Origin of the sequence: Paenibacillus sp. AD87 (genome assembly GCF_001659845.1) — a bacterium.
Classification (GTDB): Bacteria; Bacillota; Bacilli; order Paenibacillales; family Paenibacillaceae; genus Paenibacillus; species Paenibacillus marchantiae.
The window spans coordinates 549,854-567,128 of record NZ_LXQN01000019.1 but is presented as its reverse complement, the minus strand read 5'-3'; the positions used below and the strand labels follow the sequence as shown (position 1 = coordinate 567,128).

Here is a 17,275-nt window from a genome sequence, read left to right as displayed (position 1 = left end):
CCATTTTCCCAACATATGAACGGAGGCGTTAATTGTGGCTGACAGCAAAACATATGCCCATCCCTATATTCCAAATACCGTTCCGGAGGTCCGGGACGCGATGCTGAAAGAAATTGGTCTCACGTCTATGGAGCAACTCCACGACGCGATCCCTGACAGCCTGAAGCTGAAGCGGGAGATGGACCTTCCGCCAGCCATGAACGAGTACGAACTGCGCCGACATATTGACGGACTACTAGCAAAGAACAAGCACAGTGGAGATTATCTTAATTTTCTGGGTGCAGGATGCTGGCAGCACTTCATTCCAGCTGTATGCGACGAGATCAATCAGCGTTCTGAATTCGTGACAGCTTATGCCGGTGAGCCTTACGAAGACCATGGTCGATTCCAGGCCCTGTTCGAGTATCAGAGCCTGCTTGCCGAGCTGGTGGACATGGATGTCGTAAATGTTCCAACCTTTGACTGGGCTCAGGCGGCTTCCACCGCGATCCGGATGGCCGGGCGTATTACCGGGCGCAAAATCGTGCTGCTCCCGCGGTCCGTAGACCCGGATAAGGCGGCGATTATTCGTAATTACTGTACTCCAGTCATGGATATTCAGTATGTTGACATCGATCAGGTCACAGGACGAATGGATCTGAATGATCTGCGCAACAAATTAAATGATGATATCGCGGCGATTTATTTTGAAAATCCCGGTTACCTTGGAATCATTGAGGATCAGGGTGCTGAGATATCTGAATTGGCTCATAAGATCAATGCTGTTTCAATCGTAGGTGTTGATCCCATTTCACTTGGAGTTTTGGAGCCTCCGGGCCGTTACGGGGCGGATATCATTTGCGGAGATTTACAACCGCTGGGGATGCATATGAATTTTGGCGGCGGGCAGGCTGGCTTTATTGCAACACGTGATGAGGAAAAATACGTAATGGAATACCCTTCCCGGTTATTTGGCATCGTGCCCACCGAAGTGGAAGGCGAATATGGCTTCGGAGACGTTGCCTATGAACGTACCTCATTCGCTCTTCGGGAGAAAGGCAAGGAATCGGTAGGAACCCAGACCGCATTATGGGGCATTACGGCAGGAGTATATCTGGCCCTCCTCGGTCCTGCCGGAATGCAGGAGGTTGGCACCACTATTATCCAGAAATCGCATTACGCTGCTAAACAAATATCACGAATTCCAGGTGTGTCTCTTCGCTTCGAAAATGGCACCTTCTTCAAAGAGTTTGTTGTTGATTTTAATGGTACAGGTCTAACCGTTGATGAGATCAACCAGAGATTAATGGAAACAGGGATTTTCGGTGGTAAGGATCTGTCATTATCCTACCCATCATGGGGTCAATGTGCACTGTACTGCGTCACGGAAACGCATACCCAGGCGGATATAGACCGACTCGTCGATACTCTTCGTTCCATTGTCAGCACATCATAATGATCATATAGAGGAGGACTGAACGCCATGAAACGGATTCGCAGAGATCATAAGGTTCGTAATTTTCACCAAGCTAAATGGGATGAGCCCGTTATCTTTGAACTTCACCGGCCCGGAGAGCGGGGCGTCGTTCCACCGGGAACGGAAGCGGCTGTAGCGGCTGAAGTAGGCTCCGCAGAAGACAGCATACCGGCATCCATGTGGCGGCGCGATATTCCCGCTCTGCCAGAAATCGGGCAGGCAAAGGTACTGCGGCATTATCTGAGATTATCCCAGGAAACGTTGGGATCAGATATGAACGTGGAGATCGGGCAAGGAACGTGCACGATGAAATATATTCCCCGGATTAACGAAATGCTTATCCGCAATCCACGTATGACCGAGCTTCATCCGCTGCAGGATGTGGATTCTGTTCAGGGGATGCTGGAAATCTTCCACAATCTTGATCTGGCAATGCGAGAGATTTCAGGTATGGATGCATTCTCCTTTCAGCCGAGTAGCGGAACCCAGGCACTTCTGGCTATGGCCTCCATCGTCCGCGCCTATCATGATTCGCGCGGTGAAGGTGAACAACGTGATGAGATCATTACGACGATCTTCTCTCATCCTTCCCAGGCTGCCACAGCTGCCGTTAAAGGATATAAGATTATTACGTTGCATCCAGACGAGGATGGATTCCCGGACCTTGAGAAGCTGAAGAGTGTTGTCTCCGAGCGGACAGCCGGATTTGTTGTGGCTAATCCGGAGGACACAGGCATCTACAATCATCGTATCCGCGAATTTACGGATGTCGTGCACGAAGCTGGTGGTGTCTGCTATTATGATCAGGCTAACGCCAATGGCCTGCTCGGGATTACACGAGCGAAGGAAGCGGGTTTTGATATGTGCTTTTTCAATCTTCACAAAACCTTTGCTGCACCCCATATGTGTGGTGGTCCTGCTACGGGCGCTCTCGGAGTGACGGAAGAATTGAAGAATTTCATGCCCGGGCCTTTGGTGGATAAGGAAGATGACGGACGTTATATCTTGAGAGATCAAACGGAAGTCAGCATAGGTAAAGTACGGAGTTTTCACGGTGTAGCCCAAACTGTACTCCGCTCCTATGCCTGGATTATGAGCCTCGGACCGAACGGTCTTAAGGATGTCGCCCAGGTAGCGGTGCTGAATAACAACTATCTATATCATAAAATTGTTCAAATACGCGGAGCGAGTGCCCCATATGTCCAAGGACGCCGTTTAGAACAGGTACGCTACAGCTGGAAACAACTCACGGATGAGACTGGAGTGACGACGGAGGATATTACGCGGAGAATGTGCGATTTTGGCTTGCATTACTGGACCTCTCATCACCCATATATTGTTCCACAGCCGTTCACACTGGAGCCAACCGAATCCTATTCCAAGGAGGATCTCGACGAATATATCGATGCGCTGGAGCATATCTCGAATGAAGCCTATACTCAGCCAGATATCGTCAAATCAGCTCCGCATAACAGCACGGTGCATCGCAATGACGAATCATCTTTGGATGATCCGAAACAATGGTGTATTACCTGGCGTGCATATTTGAAAAAAACACAGCCAGAGCTTCATTAACTGCATTAGCATGTACGCTGTAGCTACTCTTATTGTTCATATAGAAGCACATTAATATTACTCGTTTTATAAATAGACGGAAAAGTAAAGACCCTCAACACGTGTTGAGGGTCTTTTTAATATGGTTCTATAGCTTTCAGTGGAGTTAAGATAATGATTTATCCCGTCCCCTCTTCCCCATTTACACCGATTTCCTATTCATTCAGCATCGACTGTGTGAAACTGATCCACTCCCGGGTTGCGAAGGACAAATATCGATCCTTCCGCCAAATCATGCCGAGCTGCCACGGAATCACAGGTTCCATCACAGGTATAATGCGCACACGCATATGATCCACCTCACGGCAGATCGTTTCTGGCAGCAATGCCACGCCCAGATTGGCCGCTACCATCGCACTGAGCAGGTCCCATTGGGAGCTCTCATACACCACCCGAGGCTGGAATCCCGCATGCTGACAGGCGGCGATAATCCGGTCATGCAGCGCAAAATCTTCCCGAAACAGCACAAATGCATCATGCTCCAGTTCGCGCAGCGCGACAGACTCTTTACCCGCAAGCGGGTGTGAAGGGTGTACGATCAGATTCAGTTTCTCTTCCACAAAAACAAAGTGGTCCACAAGTTCATCCACAGTAGGCAGAACGGCGACACCAATATCCAGTGCACCACTAATCACATCGGCCTCTACTTTTTTGGCACCGTCCTCGAAGAGCTGAATGGTTACCTGTGGATAAGCTTTATGAAACTCACCGATAATCATCGGAAAAAAGCTGGAACCTATCATCGGCGGCAAACCGATCCGCAGGTGCCCTTTCTTCAGATTCATTAGATCGTCCAGCTCGGACGATAAGCTGCGAAATGACTTTTCAATCTCCAGCGCCTGCCGAAAAAAGACATGCCCTGCATCCGTCAGCGCTACCTTCTTGCCATAACGATCCAGCAGCGTTACGCCCAATTCGTCTTCCAAGCTTTTGACGGTTTTGCTAATCGTCGGTTGAGTAATGAACAGCACTTCGGCTGCTTTGGTGAAGCTTTGCTGCCGAGCGACTTCCAGAAAATATTGCAAATGGCGGATATCCATCGTCTAGTCCCCGTCTCTCATAGATAAATGGAATGGTAAACATTCTTAATATGCATTTTACTCATGAAAGAATGCGATGTAAAATTTGTTATATCAAACAACGTTTCCATTCACTTTCATAAACAACTCAAAATCATCACGTTCATTATACAAGGAGGGATTGAAGTGAAGAAATGGGGCCTTGGCATTTTGCAAGTTGCGCTCTTGATGGCCTTTTCACTGCTCATGGACCAGTTGGCCCGTGCTCTCCATCTACCTGTACCCGGTTCCATACTTGGCATGATCGTGCTGTTCATTTTGCTTCAGACCCGAGTCGTGAAGCTTCGCTGGATCGAAATTGGAGCTGCCTGGCTGCTAGGTGAGCTGCTGCTGTTTTTCATCCCGTCAGCCGTCGGCATTATGAACTACATGCCCATGCTGGAGCAAGACGGACTGCAAATTCTGTTTATTGTTCTGCTTAGCACATTTCTGGTCATGGCCTGCACAGGCCTTGTTGCCACCCGAATCGCCAAACGAAAGGAGCGTCACACCGGATGATTGGATTCCTCTGTCTCTTGTTAACCGTCGGTATATACTTGGTCACCAAACGCATGTATCGCAACCTGCCCAAAGTGTATCTGTCTCCGCTGCTGATTACGCCGCTTCTTGTCGTTGGTGTGCTGCTCGCAACAGGCACGGATTACGCAGCCTACAGCAGTGGTGGTAAATGGCTAAGTTTGCTGCTTCAACCGGCAACGGTAGCCTTCGCTATTCCGCTCTATACATTCTTCCATGTGCTCAAAAAACATATTTCCGAGATCGTCTTCAGCGTTATGACGGGCTCCGTCGTGGCGGTCCTCTCTTCTGCCCTGCTCGCCAAATGGCTGCGCCTGGACTCCGGACTCATTCATAGTCTGATCCCGAGATCAATCACGACCCCTATTGCCATGAATGTATCGGCTACCATTGGAGGCATTCCGGCGGTTACGGCGGTTTTTGTCATCATGACCGGTCTGTTGGGGGCAATTATGGGGCCATCCATTGTGAAAATACTGCGTATTGATGGTGAGATAGCACGTGGTACGCTGCTTGGAACCGGTGCCCACGGAACAGGCACATCCAAGGCTTTTGAGCTCAGTTCACTGACAGGAACCATCTCCAGCATCTCCATGGTACTGGCCGCATTGTTCACATTGGCGGTTGCACCCGTGCTATCCAAACTTATTTTCCCATAATAGATGGAATTAACCCTATTTCTTGAAATATTATTGTTGTATTAAAGCCCTTTCTTCCTTACAATAAGGACAGGTTTTAATTGTGAATATTGCGGGGGAGATGCGATGAAAAGAACCGGAATGAAGAGATCTCTGGACCGCCTTGGACGAATTGTCCTTCCCAAAGAAATGCGGGATACGATGGAAATCCATATCGGCGATCCGCTCGAGTTTTTCATTGAAGGGAAAGAGTTGATTTTGAGAAAGTACAAATCAACATTGTGTATTTTTTGCGGTGATGTGGATACTGAAATGTATTTCAAAGAGCAATTCATCTGCCGGACTTGTGCAATTCAATTAAAACACCCGGATGACACTCCCGATTGGTTCGTTCCTCCAAACAAACAGGCTCCTGCACCCGTGGAGCGTCCTGCTACCGAATCCGCCACAGTCTCATCTCCCGCATGGGAAGAAGGGACTACAGCTGCCAACCATGAGTACCCGGACCTGCGGCCGAAGACCGCACGCATGCTGCAACAGATGAAGGAAATTGTTGAACAGAATCCTGGTTTGGCTCAACAGCAAATTGCGGAAAAGCTTGGCATTAGCCAAGGACGCGTCTCCCAACTTAAAAAACTACTATAATAGGAATTTATTCGATTATTTATAATCAGGAGACCTTCCGTTTCAAGAAGTCCCGTTGCAAGAGAACCCTTTGAAATCCGTGGGTTCTTCTTTTTTTTGAGATAAACGTAAAAAAGACGACTACCGCTTAATCACAGTGGTCATCTTTTTCAATATTCGTTACTCCAGCGTCTAACTCTTTAGACCTGCACGAGATCCATATCCATTTCTTCTGCTTCCAGTTTACGCATGCCCATAATAAGAACGACAATGTTGGCAACCAGTAGCACTGCCGGGAAAGGAACAGCCGTATATTGTCCGTAAATCAGATGACTTCCCACAGCCCCAATCAGAATAAACGTCAATACTCCTGAAGCCAGAATACGAGTTCGGGGAATCAACAGACCCACCGCACTGAGCAGCTCTACTGCACCAATGAGATACATCGTCCATGTAGGATAAGAGAAACCTTCGAAAGTCTGCACCATCATCTCTGCTCCACTAACCTTGTTAAACCCCGCCATTACAAACACACCTGCAAGCACAACCAACGCAATATATCCCAAAATTCTTAAGCCTTTGTTCATATGTATAATCCTCCTGAAAATGAATGTCCATATCCATCTGTTGTATAAAAAGCAATCTATGTAAAAGTTACTGCGTAACTCTATTTTTAAAATGGGCAGTTTGCACTGCAAAAAAAGGTACGTGCTGATATTATACATATTAATAATCATTAACTTACTTTTATGAAGTGAGTATATAATAATAACATTATTTATTCAAGTAATTTTTTGACGAATAGTGTATAATACATACAAAAGGTATGTTACAGTACATTTTGTAGTAACATGTTGACTTCATTGTCCCTTACTTTGGTCAGAGCGGCAGAAAGCCACGCACTTTTATATATACGAATATACGAAGAAATCCATCAATACTTGAATCGAGGTGAACACGTTGAAGCTGAGAAAAGTAAAATCACCAAGTCCCTGTCTCATTACTCAGGCCATGGATATCATCGGTAAGAAATGGGTACTGCTCATCATGTACCAACTGTTATCCGGACCGAAACGATTCACAGAGCTGGAAGCAGAAATGGCGATTAGCGGTCGGTTATTATCCGAACGTCTGAAGGAGATGGAAATGGAAGGTATCGTAACCCGGCATATGTATCCTGAAATTCCGCCCCGCGTAGAGTATGAATTGACGCCCAAAGGCAGAGCCATCGAACCCGTCATCAATCAGATTTACAACTGGTCCTCAGACTGGTTGAAACAGCAGCAGTCTACTAAGTAACCAGATTCTGATTCATGTACAACACAAAGACGCCTGAATTGAACTGATCTTTGGATCAGTCCAGATTCAGGCGTCTTTTTTATATTTCTGGTTACGTCATAAAAGGATTAATGAGAGAGATGTTTGGAGCGCTGAAGCTGTACCGGCAATCCCGAATCTGCCGAAACCAATGCCGCCGTTGTAATTTCCTGTGTACGGCAGGCATCCGCATAATCGGACAAAATCCGAGAACGATCTCCGGTACGAAGGGCGTGAATGAACGCTTCATTTTCCCGCTCATACGGGTTATGCCCTGCTGGAATCTCCAGACCTGCCATCGCATGAGGGGCAGCACTTGGCAGAAGAAGACGTTCAGGCGTCCAATCCCAGACTCCGGCGTCCGTGTAAAACTGGAGCCCTGCACCGCCTTCACCATCTGGCAGCAGGCAAGTGTTGGCAATGCTCGCGATCGCCCCACTTTCTAGCTTAAGCGTTACATTCGCCACATCGGCTACCGTGACATGTTCGTGCTTCTCATGCATGCTGCGCTGGGCAGCTGCAGCGTATACCTCTGTCACTTCACCAGCACAGTACCGCAGTAAATCCACGATATGGGTCGTCTGTTCCACAAACTGTCCCCCGGATCCTTCCTGGCGACGCCACCAGGCGACTCCTGGCATTCCGCCCATCCAGCGCCCAAGCGCCATGCCGACGGTCTGCTCTTTCATCGCTTCTTTCAGTACCTGTGCAGCCTCCTGATAACGGAAATGATAACCTACGGATGTCAACAATCCAGACTTCTGTACCTGATCCAGCACCTGACGAGGAATATCCATGCCTGTACTCAGCGGTTTTTCCACCAGGAACGGGATATCCCGACGAACCAATTCAGCTTCAATCGATCCATGAGACATCGGAGGAACACAGATATAGACTGCATCCAGCTTTTCACCATCCAGCATATGTTCAAGTTCACCGTAGCCAACAGCATCATAGACGGAAGCCATAGCCTCCGCCTTTTCCAGCGTTGTTCCACAGACAGCTGCTACACGAACGCCTTCCATTCGTGCCAGAATATCTGCATGTACCTTGCTGAACCAACCTGTTCCAATGATTCCGATCTGTAAAGTCATAGATGTAAACCCCTCTCCTTGTTACACGCTTACATGTTCCATTCGACCCCCACATGCGAAATCCTGCATTACATTTTGCCCGATGCTTCCAAGAGTAACTGATCCAGTTCATTCGCAAATCGTATCGCTTGCTCCTCACGCCAATCCAGGCGTTCAGCCATAAACTGAATAACTACCGCCTTATACTGACGGACTTCGTCAATACGGAAAAACAGGTCTCCGGTGCGTCTCACAAAAAAGTCTGCTGGTGTCACAGCCATCTCCTCATCAATGGCATAACGTAGCATCAGCAGCAGCTCCTGCGGCATGCCATGCAGCTCGGCCTTTGCCCGCGGATCAGGCATCCGCTCGTACAGTGCGTCCACATTGGAACCATACACTCGGGCTAATCGTTCCGCAGTAGATCTGTCGAGGCCAAGTGCTACTCCATCCTTAATCTTGCGTTCAGCATACGCAACAAATCCGGCGGAACCGCCAACATGACCTCCAGAGATTGGCATCTCTTTCGTTATACATGGTCCTATCGATTTTCCCGTCTCCTGCTCCAATTGGCGAGCAGCGAGATCAACAACCATCTCGGCCATTTTGCGGTACCCGGTTAATTTACCCCCGGCAATGGTGATCAACCCCGAAGGGGCTACCCACACTTCGTCCTTGCGCGAAATTTCGGAAGGTCCTTTACCCTCCTCATGAATCAACGGACGCACACCTGCCCAACCGGACTCCACATCCTCGGCTCGAATCCGAACGTCCGGGAACATGCCGTTGACGGCATCGATGACATAATTCCGGTCTGCCTCAGAGATTAACGGGTGTGCGGGATCATCTTCGAATACGGTATCTGTGGTTCCCACATAGGTTTTCCCATCCCGCGGGACAGCAAAGACCATTCGTCCATCCGGTGTATCAAAATATACAGCCTGCCTTAACGGGAAACGCGTACCGTCGAATACCAGATGAATACCTTTGGTCATCTGCAACGTTTTGCCCTGGCGAGACCCATCGATCTTGCGCAGCTCATCCACCCATGGACCGGAAGCATTAATCACTTTGGTTGCCCGCAAATCATAAGATTGACCGCTGATCTGGTCCACAGCCTGAATTCCGGTAATGACCCCATTCTCCTTCAGGAATGCTGCTGCCTTCACATAGTTCACTGCCTGTGCGCCGCGCCGCACCGCTTCCTTCATCACTTCAATGGTAAGCCGGGCATCATCCGTTCGGTATTCCACATAACGTCCACCACCCAGCAGTCCTTCCTTGCGCAGCAAAGGCTCACTGTCTGAGACGGCACCGGCATTTAACATTTGGCGTCGTTCACTACGCTTCACTCCGGCAAGCCGGTCGTACACCATCAGACCAATGGATGTGCTGAAGCGGCCAAAGGTACCCGCCGTATAGATGGGGAGAAGCATCGGTTCGGGTGTCGTCACATGCGGCCCATTCTCGTACACCACCGCTCGCTCCCGTCCCACCTCAGCCACCATTTTCACTTCAAACTGCTTCAGATACCGTAGACCGCCATGCACCAGTTTGGTCGAACGACTGGATGTGCCTGCTGCAAAATCCTGCATTTCCACCAGTGCTGTCTTTAATCCGCGGGAAGCTGCATCCAGCGCAATCCCGGCTCCCGTGATTCCCCCACCAATAATCAATATGTCAAAATGTGCATTCGCCATCCGATCCAGATATTCAGTACGCTTTTCCGCCGAGAACGATGTTGTCATCCTGATTCCTCCCATTGATTACCTCTGTTTTACCCACAAAAGCACAAAAAAAAGACCACGTCATTCGCTTCAGCAATTGCTGAGCGGTACGTGGTCTCTCCCGATCTCCAGACATCATTTTTTTAACTTGTGACTTAATCCTATCACACAATTAAGGCGGCGTGAAGGCCTGAAATGACACATTATTCAAAAAAATTTCAAAAAGTTGTTCTGCCTGCGGATGGAATTTCAAGCTGATCCACTAATCATTTATTTTTCCTTATAGTGGGTATATGTTTTCTCTTCTCCAGGAAAATAACCCCTGTAAGTTATGCATCATTTTCCACCAATAAATATCATTTATTGTAGAACTTTAACGAAAAAGTACAAATGCCCATTTGAAATATAATCCACTCATTTGAAAACCATCGCTGCCTTCACGGCACGTTGCCACCCTGCATACAGTTCTGTACGCTCATCTTCAGCCATAACCGGATGGAAGACACGTTCCGTATTCTCGTGATTCGCCAATTCATCCGCGCTATTCCAATAGCCTACTGCAAGTCCTGCCAGATAAGCCGCACCTAATGCTGTCGTTTCGTTCACATTGGGACGCTCCACAGGAATATTCAGAATATCACTCTGGAATTGCATCAGAAAATCATTGGCAGCCGCTCCCCCATCCACACGCAAGGCATTCACCGGAATACCTGAATCGGATTCCATTGCCGTCAGTACATCCTTGGTCTGATACGCCAGTGCTTCCAGGGTTGCACGGATAAAATGTTCTTTGGTCGTTCCTCGCGTCAAACCAAACACAGCTCCCTTAACTTCACTGTCCCAGTAAGGGCTGCCCAGACCCACAAATGCAGGCACCATATAAACGCCGTCTGTAGAGCGTACACGTGCCGCATAATCCTCACTGTCTTTTGAGGAACGAAGCATCCGTAAGCCGTCACGCAGCCACTGTACCGCCGAACCTGCAACAAAAATACTGCCTTCCAGCGCATACTCGATTTTACCATTAATGCCCCATGCAATAGTTGTAATCAGCCCGTGGTTGGACTGTACGGGTTGTTCTCCAGTATTCATAAGCATGAAACAGCCGGTGCCGTACGTATTTTTCATGCTCCCCTTCGTATAACAGCCCTGACCGAATAATGCCGACTGCTGATCTCCTGCTGCTCCGGCAATCGGAATCCGATGACCAAAGAAATGGTAGTCAACCGTGTGTGCGTACACCTCGGATGAACCGCGCACTTCCGGCAGCATCGCTTTGGGAATGTCCAAAATTTGCAGTAATTCATCATCCCATTGCAGATCATAAATGTTGTACATTAAGGTGCGAGAAGCATTAGATACATCGGTGACATGAGTACCACCGCTCAGCTTCCAGATTAGCCAGCTATCAATTGTACCAAACAGGAGTTCACCCTTCTCTGCACGCTCCCGGGCACCAGGCACATGATCCAGAATCCACTTTACCTTGGTTCCCGAGAAGTAAGGGTCAATGAGTAGACCCGTTTTGCGATGAAATAGGTCAACCAGACCCTTCGCCTTCAACTCATCACAAATTCCAGCCGTTTGTCTGGACTGCCAGACTACTGCATTATAGATGGGCCGGCCCGTTTCTTTGTCCCATACCACAACCGTTTCTCGCTGGTTCGTAATGCCGATGCCGGCAATCTGGACGGGCTTGATTCCACTCTCGGCCAGACATGAAGCCATCACTGCCAGAATGGAGCTCCAAATTTCATTGGCGTTCTGCTCCACCCAGCCCGGCTTGGGAAAGTACTGCGGAAATTCTTGCTGTGCAATATGCACAATCTCCCCGCTCCGGTTAAATAGAATCGCCCGGGAACTCGTCGTCCCCTGATCTAGGGCCAATATATATTTTTCCATACAGACAACCTCCTGTTGTGGGATTACTGCTTATATTCTGTATGCGATTTCTTGTAGTGCCGAATCAGGTCCACGTTGGAAGTGGTTACTGCAGTAGCTCCGGCTTCCAGCGCCAGTTCAACCTCTTCCGTTGAGCGGATCAACCCACCTGCAATAATGGGTATACCTGTCCGTATGGATACTTCTGCAATAATATGCGGGATAACACCGGGCAGTACTTCAATATAATCCGGTTGGGTCTTGGACAGCAAAAGATAACTTTTCTCCAGCGCATTTGTATCCAGCAGAAAAACACGCTGAATGGCCGTAATCCCTTTCTGTTTCGCCTTCTGAATTACACTGGCCCGCGTCGAAATCAGTCCTGCCGGCCGAATATGCTGGCATAAATACTCTGCGGCATATTCGTCGTTCTTCAGCCCCTGCACCAGATCGGCATGCAGTACTATTTTTTTACCACGTCGCCGTGCTTCTTCCAGCAGACTATGAAGCTGCGCAATATGCGTATCCAGCATAACCCCATAGGTGTAAGGGCCTTCAATCATTGCTTCAAACTGCTTCATGCTCTTGGCAGCCGGTAACACATACTGTCCCTCAAATGGCACCTTCGTTCCTCCCGCATAAATCAGATGCCTATATTGTATAGTTCGTATGGTATGAACGGCAAGCAAAGTCAGGACCGTTAGATCAATTATTGGTGTAATACGGGACCGTTCCATTTTCTAAACTCAAAAAAGCTGTTCATGTATATCCCAGAAGGAGCATACACAAACAGCTTAAATTGTCCTGTTTATTGGACAGTATGGCAAACAGGTTTTATCCAAAATCATATTGAACGATTGATCGGGATCAACCTTTTAGGCTTGGGCATGCGGAAGCAAGGTGTCTTTGCCAGCCCATGCATCATTTTCTGCCAAGTGACCGGAGCGGCTCACTTTGGTCTGCAAATATTTTTCGTTGAAGGACGAGCGATCTCCCCACAGTGGCACACGTCCACCCACATTCAGTCCAGCTTCCTGCAAAGCAGCAAGCTTGCGTGGATTGTTGGTGATCAATGTAACGGGAGCTGTACGAAGTGCCCGCAATACGGCAATGGCATCATCATAATTACGAGCATCGTCTGTAAACCCAAGTTGCAGGTTGGCGTCAACGGTATCCAGACCTTCCTCTTGCAGCAGGTATGCCATCGCTTTGCTGAACAGACCGATGCCACGGCCCTCATGGTTCGCCAGATAGAAGAGTGCGCCTGCTCCATGGGCAGCAATCATCTTCATCGATTGCTCCAGTTGGAAGCCGCAGTCACAACGTTTGCTACCAAAGATATCGCCTGTATGACAGATGCTGTGCATCCGAATCAGTGCTTCCTGTGCTTCGGCAAACTCACCGTACACCAATACGCTGGATTGCTGACGTTCAGCCAGTTCGGCGGTAGCGAGAGATTCAATCAGCTCGCGGCTTTCCATAGCTTTCTCCGATTTCATCCAGCTGTACCACTGGAAGGTATGTGTCTCTCCATCAAGATTCACCGGAAGTTTAATCGGTCCAACGAGGTGAATGAATTCTTTTCCACTCGGAAAAGTCTGAATTTTGGGGGCAAGCAGTTGAATAATATGTGAATTAATCATTAGTAATTTCCTCCTGTTAAACCATCTTGGTTATGAATTGGTTCGCATCCAGACGTAAAATGGATCACTGGATTGCATATCATACGTATCTATATTATTGTCATCATCATTAGTTACTTTATGTAAGCAAGTTTAAAATAAAAATTATATTGTGTCAAGTAACTTTTGTTTTTAAAGTAACTAATAAATTTATGATACGTAACCGACACAAATTTGTGTTTCATTTCAGGAATATTGGGTATGAGTTTATAAACTGCTCATACACTTATGTTGTAGTCCATCGCACTTCATGCCTCGAACTTAACGATGAGGGGGTTATCACATGATCCGCCGGAAAAGAACATGCTGGACAGCCATTCTGCTAGTCTGTGTCATGCTGGTGAGCGGATGCTCCATATGGCCGGGACAGAACGATTCATCGAGCAACAAAAAGGTAGCGCTTACATTGTGGTACTGGAACCGTTCCATCGATGATAAGCTGATTGCCAAGGCCAAGGAAAAGTTCCCCAATATTGAACTGACCGCCCAGAAAATCGGTGGTGATTTCAAGGCAAAACTCAAAACGACACTCGCTGCGCGCTCAGGTGAGCCCGACATTGTCGCATTGAACGATTGGATCATGGAGCTCTTTCCCAGCGAGGACCGTTTCTATAATCTGTATGATCTCGGCGCAGGTGACGTCGAAGACCAATATCTGGATTGGAAATGGAAGCAAGGCGTTACACCGGATGGACAAATGATCGGTTTCCCTATGGATACAGGACCGACAGCCCTCTTCTACCGTGCAGATCTATTTAAAGAGGCCGGATTGCCTTCCGAGCCTGAAGAAGTGGCTCATCAGATCAACAACTGGGATGCCTATTCTGCTGCAGGAGAAAAGATCAAGGAAAAGTTCGGAGGCAAAGTATTTCTAACCGACAATATTGGAACCGTTTACAATCAAGTGTTATCGCAAGGAACCGAACGGTATTTCCGTCCTGACGGCTCGTTTATCGGTATGGATTCTCCACTCGTCAAGCAGAGCTGGGATACCGCCGTATCCTTCAAGCAAAAAGGGCTGCTCGCTAATGCAGACGGCTGGACGCCGGGCTGGAACGCAGCGATGAATAATGGTGAGATTGCTTCCTTTGTGGGAGCTGTCTGGATGAAGCAAGTACTGCAGGAAGCCGCGCCGGATACATCTGGCAAGTGGCGAGTCACTCGCGCTCCTGGTGGAGATGGCAATAACGGTGGATCATTCCTGTCCATTTTGAAGTCAAGCAAACACCCAAAAGAAGCGTTCGAGGTCATCCAGTGGCTGCAAAGCCCGGATAACCAGCTTGAACAATATAAGACGTTGAACCTGTTTCCTTCGGCACCTGGTGTGTTTGATACACCGGCGATGAAAGAAGAAGAACCCTTCTTCGGCGGACAGGCAACAGGGCCTGTATTTGCCGAATCGGCACAGCATGTGCCCGAGGCTTTCTTTGGCGAACGGTACCCTTCGGTGCACAACATCATTACTCGGCGGCTGAATGATATCGCGAAGCAAAATGCCAATCCGGAGCAGGTATGGCCCGATACGGTTCAACGTGTTGAGCGGGAGTTACAGCGTTAATTCAGACACTCTTATGAGATGGCAATCCGCAAAGGAGGAATTCATATGGCTGTAACCGAACCTCGCCTCACTCCGGATCCGGGGAAGGCAAGTCCGGATTTGGATCGGCAGAAATCACTCTTGTCCCGGATGTGGGAACATCGTGCACTCTATGTGGCGATCTCCCCGTTTTACATTCTGTTTGCCGTGTTTGGGCTGTTTCCGATTGCATTTTCCTTATATCTGGCCTTCCACAAGTGGGATGGCATTGGTGTAATGACCTATAACGGACTAAACAATTTTAAATATATGCTGACCGATGCTGAATTCTGGCAAGCCGTGGGCAATACATTCATGATCTGGATTTACGCTACCATTCCGATGTTGTTCTTTGCACTGATCATTGCGTTTCTACTGCATGCCCCTTTTGTGAAGTTCCGTACGCTGTTTCGCGTGGGATATTTCCTGCCGAACGTGACGTCCATCGTGGCCGTGGCCATTATCTTCGGTGCCTTGTTTGCCAACAATTATGGCTTCCTCAACTATCTGCTACAGTCCGTCGGACTTCCCGTGGTGGAATGGCTGGACGCACCATGGGGTATCAAAGTGGCAATCTCCTCCATGGTAGTCTGGCGCTGGACAGGATACAACGCAGTTATCTATCTGGCCGGACTTCAGAGCATCCCGCAGACATTGTACGAGGCTGCCAAGATTGACGGTGCATCCGGAATACAGTCCTTTTTCCGAATTACGATTCCAATGCTGCGTCCCGTCATTCTGTTCACTGTGATCACATCAACGATCGGCGGCATGCAGCTGTTCACCGAACCTCAAATTCTCGTGGGTAACGATGGCGGTACAGGTGCAGCCGGGATGACGATTGTATTGTACCTTTACCGAGAATCGTTTATAAACAACTATTTTGGTTACGGTGCTGCGGTTGGTTGGGGCATGTTCCTCATTATCGCCCTGTTCTCGATTGTGAACTGGAAGCTCGTTCAAGGCAAGTCATCCTGATGTGACAAGGGGGGAGCGCTCATGACGTCCAAATCTCTCAAATCGTTGGTGCTGTATACCGGTCTTATCGGGGGCATGCTCATTTCCATGTTCCCGTTCTATTGGCTGATTGTAATGTCCACCCGGACGACGTCCGAAATTTATACATTCCCACCCAGACTCTGGTTTGGGAGCGAGCTATGGAATAATGTCAGTCGGGTGCTTCAGCAGATTGACTTCTGGGGCGCATTCATGAATACGTTGTTTGTATCGGGCTTGGTGACGGTACTGGTGCTGTTTTTTGACTCATTGGCAGGATTTGCGTTTGCGAAGTTTGAATTCCCGGGTAAAAAATGGCTCTTCGTCCTGCTGCTCGCCACCATGATGGTGCCTTCCCAGCTGTCGCTGGTCCCTTCCTTCGTGCTCATGGCGACGTTCGGATGGGTTGGTTCCTTCAAAGCCCTCATTATTCCGGGCATGGTGAACGCCTTCGGCATCTTCTGGATTCGCCAATATGCCACGGAGTCCATACCGAATGACCTGCTGGATGCCGGGCGAATCGACGGCTGTAATTTTTTCCGGCTCTATTGGAACGTAGCGTTGCCCATTCTGCGGCCTGCCTTTGCTTTCCTCGGTGCGTTCACGTTTATTGGTGTATGGAATGATTATCTCTGGCCCCTGATCGTCTTAACGGATGCACGAAAGTATACGCTGCAGATTGCGTTGTCTCAATTAAACGGACTGTACAATACGGATTACGCGATGGTTATCGCGGGTACATTGCTGGCTGTTATTCCGCTGATCGTGATGTTCCTGTTCATCAGCCGCCAGTTTATCTCCGATATTGCCGCAGGAGCTGTAAAGGATTAGGGATAGCGCATTTTGATCCATCCCTCAAGTCTGATATTCTTATCTATAGATAAATACCAGATGCCATATAAGTTAAGTGAATAGCGCCACGTGGGCGGAGGGGACAGAAAAGGCCTGAAGAAATGAAATGTTCGCATTTATAACCAAATTTCTCCTTTTGAAGAGGGATCGAAGAAATTTGGGGATAACGGCGATCGGAAGGCTTTCTGTACCCGGGGTGTTAACGTGTAACAGCATTCATTTCACTTATATATTCAAGAAAGAG

At 48.5% G+C, this 17,275-nt stretch carries 16 protein-coding genes; 9 read left to right on the top strand and 7 right to left on the bottom strand.

Annotation, left to right across the window (positions count from 1 at the left end):
* Positions 1–34: 34 nt before the first annotated feature.
* Entirely contained in the window at positions 35–1,435 is a 1,401-nt protein-coding gene (gene gcvPA, locus gpAD87_RS26230) for an aminomethyl-transferring glycine dehydrogenase subunit GcvPA (protein WP_064641755.1), read from the top strand.
* 27 nt (positions 1,436–1,462) lie between these two features.
* Positions 1,463–3,031 carry an aminomethyl-transferring glycine dehydrogenase subunit GcvPB gene (gcvPB, locus tag gpAD87_RS26225; RefSeq protein ID WP_064641754.1) on the top strand — a complete coding sequence of 523 codons (1,569 nt, stop codon included), beginning with the start codon at positions 1,463–1,465 and terminating at the stop codon, positions 3,029–3,031.
* Between the two features lie 194 nt (positions 3,032–3,225).
* Here gcvPB and cidR read toward each other — a convergent pair whose 3' ends face one another.
* Positions 3,226–4,110, bottom strand: coding sequence for a cidABC operon transcriptional activator CidR (gene cidR / locus gpAD87_RS26220; RefSeq protein ID WP_064641753.1), 885 nt, complete (start codon positions 4,108–4,110; stop codon positions 3,226–3,228).
* A 165-nt stretch (positions 4,111–4,275) separates the two neighbouring features.
* Between cidR and gpAD87_RS26215 the strand changes: the two genes are divergently transcribed.
* The 3 genes from gpAD87_RS26215 to gpAD87_RS26205 all read left to right on the top strand — a co-directional run bounded on the left by gpAD87_RS26215 (position 4,276) and on the right by gpAD87_RS26205 (position 5,948).
* Positions 4,276–4,647, top strand: a complete 372-nt coding sequence (locus gpAD87_RS26215; RefSeq protein WP_063567332.1) for a CidA/LrgA family protein — start codon at positions 4,276–4,278, stop codon at positions 4,645–4,647.
* On the top strand, positions 4,644–5,324 hold the full coding sequence (locus tag gpAD87_RS26210; protein ID WP_064641752.1) for a CidB/LrgB family autolysis modulator: 681 nt from the start codon (positions 4,644–4,646) through the stop codon (positions 5,322–5,324). The genes gpAD87_RS26215 and gpAD87_RS26210 overlap by 4 nt, the downstream gene beginning before the upstream one ends.
* Positions 5,325–5,429: 105 nt before the next feature.
* Positions 5,430–5,948: an AbrB/MazE/SpoVT family DNA-binding domain-containing protein gene (locus gpAD87_RS26205; protein WP_064641751.1), complete on the top strand. Its 519-nt coding sequence runs from the start codon at positions 5,430–5,432 to the stop codon at positions 5,946–5,948.
* A 179-nt stretch (positions 5,949–6,127) separates the two neighbouring features.
* Here gpAD87_RS26205 and gpAD87_RS26200 read toward each other — a convergent pair whose 3' ends face one another.
* Complete coding sequence (locus tag gpAD87_RS26200) at positions 6,128–6,514, bottom strand: DoxX family protein (RefSeq protein ID WP_064641750.1); 387 nt, start codon at positions 6,512–6,514, stop codon at positions 6,128–6,130.
* Positions 6,515–6,938: 424 nt separating this feature from the next.
* Here gpAD87_RS26200 and gpAD87_RS26195 point away from each other — a divergent pair, with 424 nt between their 5' ends.
* Positions 6,939–7,226, top strand: a complete 288-nt coding sequence (locus gpAD87_RS26195) for a winged helix-turn-helix transcriptional regulator (RefSeq protein WP_062321783.1) — start codon at positions 6,939–6,941, stop codon at positions 7,224–7,226.
* Positions 7,227–7,333: 107 nt separating this feature from the next.
* Here the strand turns inward: gpAD87_RS26195 and gpAD87_RS26190 are convergent, their stop codons facing one another.
* The 5 genes from gpAD87_RS26190 to gpAD87_RS26170 form a co-directional block, all read right to left on the bottom strand.
* Positions 7,334–8,338, bottom strand: a complete 1,005-nt coding sequence (locus tag gpAD87_RS26190) for a Gfo/Idh/MocA family protein (RefSeq protein WP_064641749.1) — start codon at positions 8,336–8,338, stop codon at positions 7,334–7,336.
* Positions 8,339–8,406: 68 nt separating this feature from the next.
* Entirely contained in the window at positions 8,407–10,065 is a 1,659-nt protein-coding gene (locus gpAD87_RS26185) for a glycerol-3-phosphate dehydrogenase/oxidase (protein ID WP_064641748.1), read from the bottom strand.
* A gap of 393 nt (positions 10,066–10,458) precedes the next feature.
* On the bottom strand, positions 10,459–11,946 hold the full coding sequence (gene glpK, locus gpAD87_RS26180; protein ID WP_064641747.1) for a glycerol kinase GlpK: 1,488 nt from the start codon (positions 11,944–11,946) through the stop codon (positions 10,459–10,461).
* 23 nt (positions 11,947–11,969) lie between these two features.
* On the bottom strand, positions 11,970–12,548 hold the full coding sequence (locus gpAD87_RS26175) for a glycerol-3-phosphate responsive antiterminator (RefSeq protein WP_063567339.1): 579 nt from the start codon (positions 12,546–12,548) through the stop codon (positions 11,970–11,972).
* 252 nt (positions 12,549–12,800) lie between these two features.
* Positions 12,801–13,568 (bottom strand): GTP cyclohydrolase II, encoded by a 768-nt coding sequence (locus gpAD87_RS26170; protein WP_064641746.1) that lies wholly within the window; start codon positions 13,566–13,568, stop codon positions 12,801–12,803.
* 322 nt (positions 13,569–13,890) lie between these two features.
* Here gpAD87_RS26170 and gpAD87_RS26165 point away from each other — a divergent pair, with 322 nt between their 5' ends.
* The 3 genes from gpAD87_RS26165 to gpAD87_RS26155 all read left to right on the top strand — a co-directional run bounded on the left by gpAD87_RS26165 (position 13,891) and on the right by gpAD87_RS26155 (position 17,010).
* A complete protein-coding gene (locus gpAD87_RS26165; RefSeq protein ID WP_064641745.1) occupies positions 13,891–15,165 on the top strand; it encodes an ABC transporter substrate-binding protein in 1,275 nt (424 codons plus the stop codon).
* Positions 15,166–15,294: 129 nt separating this feature from the next.
* On the top strand, positions 15,295–16,161 hold the full coding sequence (locus tag gpAD87_RS26160; RefSeq protein WP_064642040.1) for a carbohydrate ABC transporter permease: 867 nt from the start codon (positions 15,295–15,297) through the stop codon (positions 16,159–16,161).
* 21 nt (positions 16,162–16,182) lie between these two features.
* On the top strand, positions 16,183–17,010 hold the full coding sequence (locus gpAD87_RS26155) for a carbohydrate ABC transporter permease (RefSeq protein ID WP_064641744.1): 828 nt from the start codon (positions 16,183–16,185) through the stop codon (positions 17,008–17,010).
* The last annotated feature ends 265 nt before the right edge of the window (positions 17,011–17,275 follow it).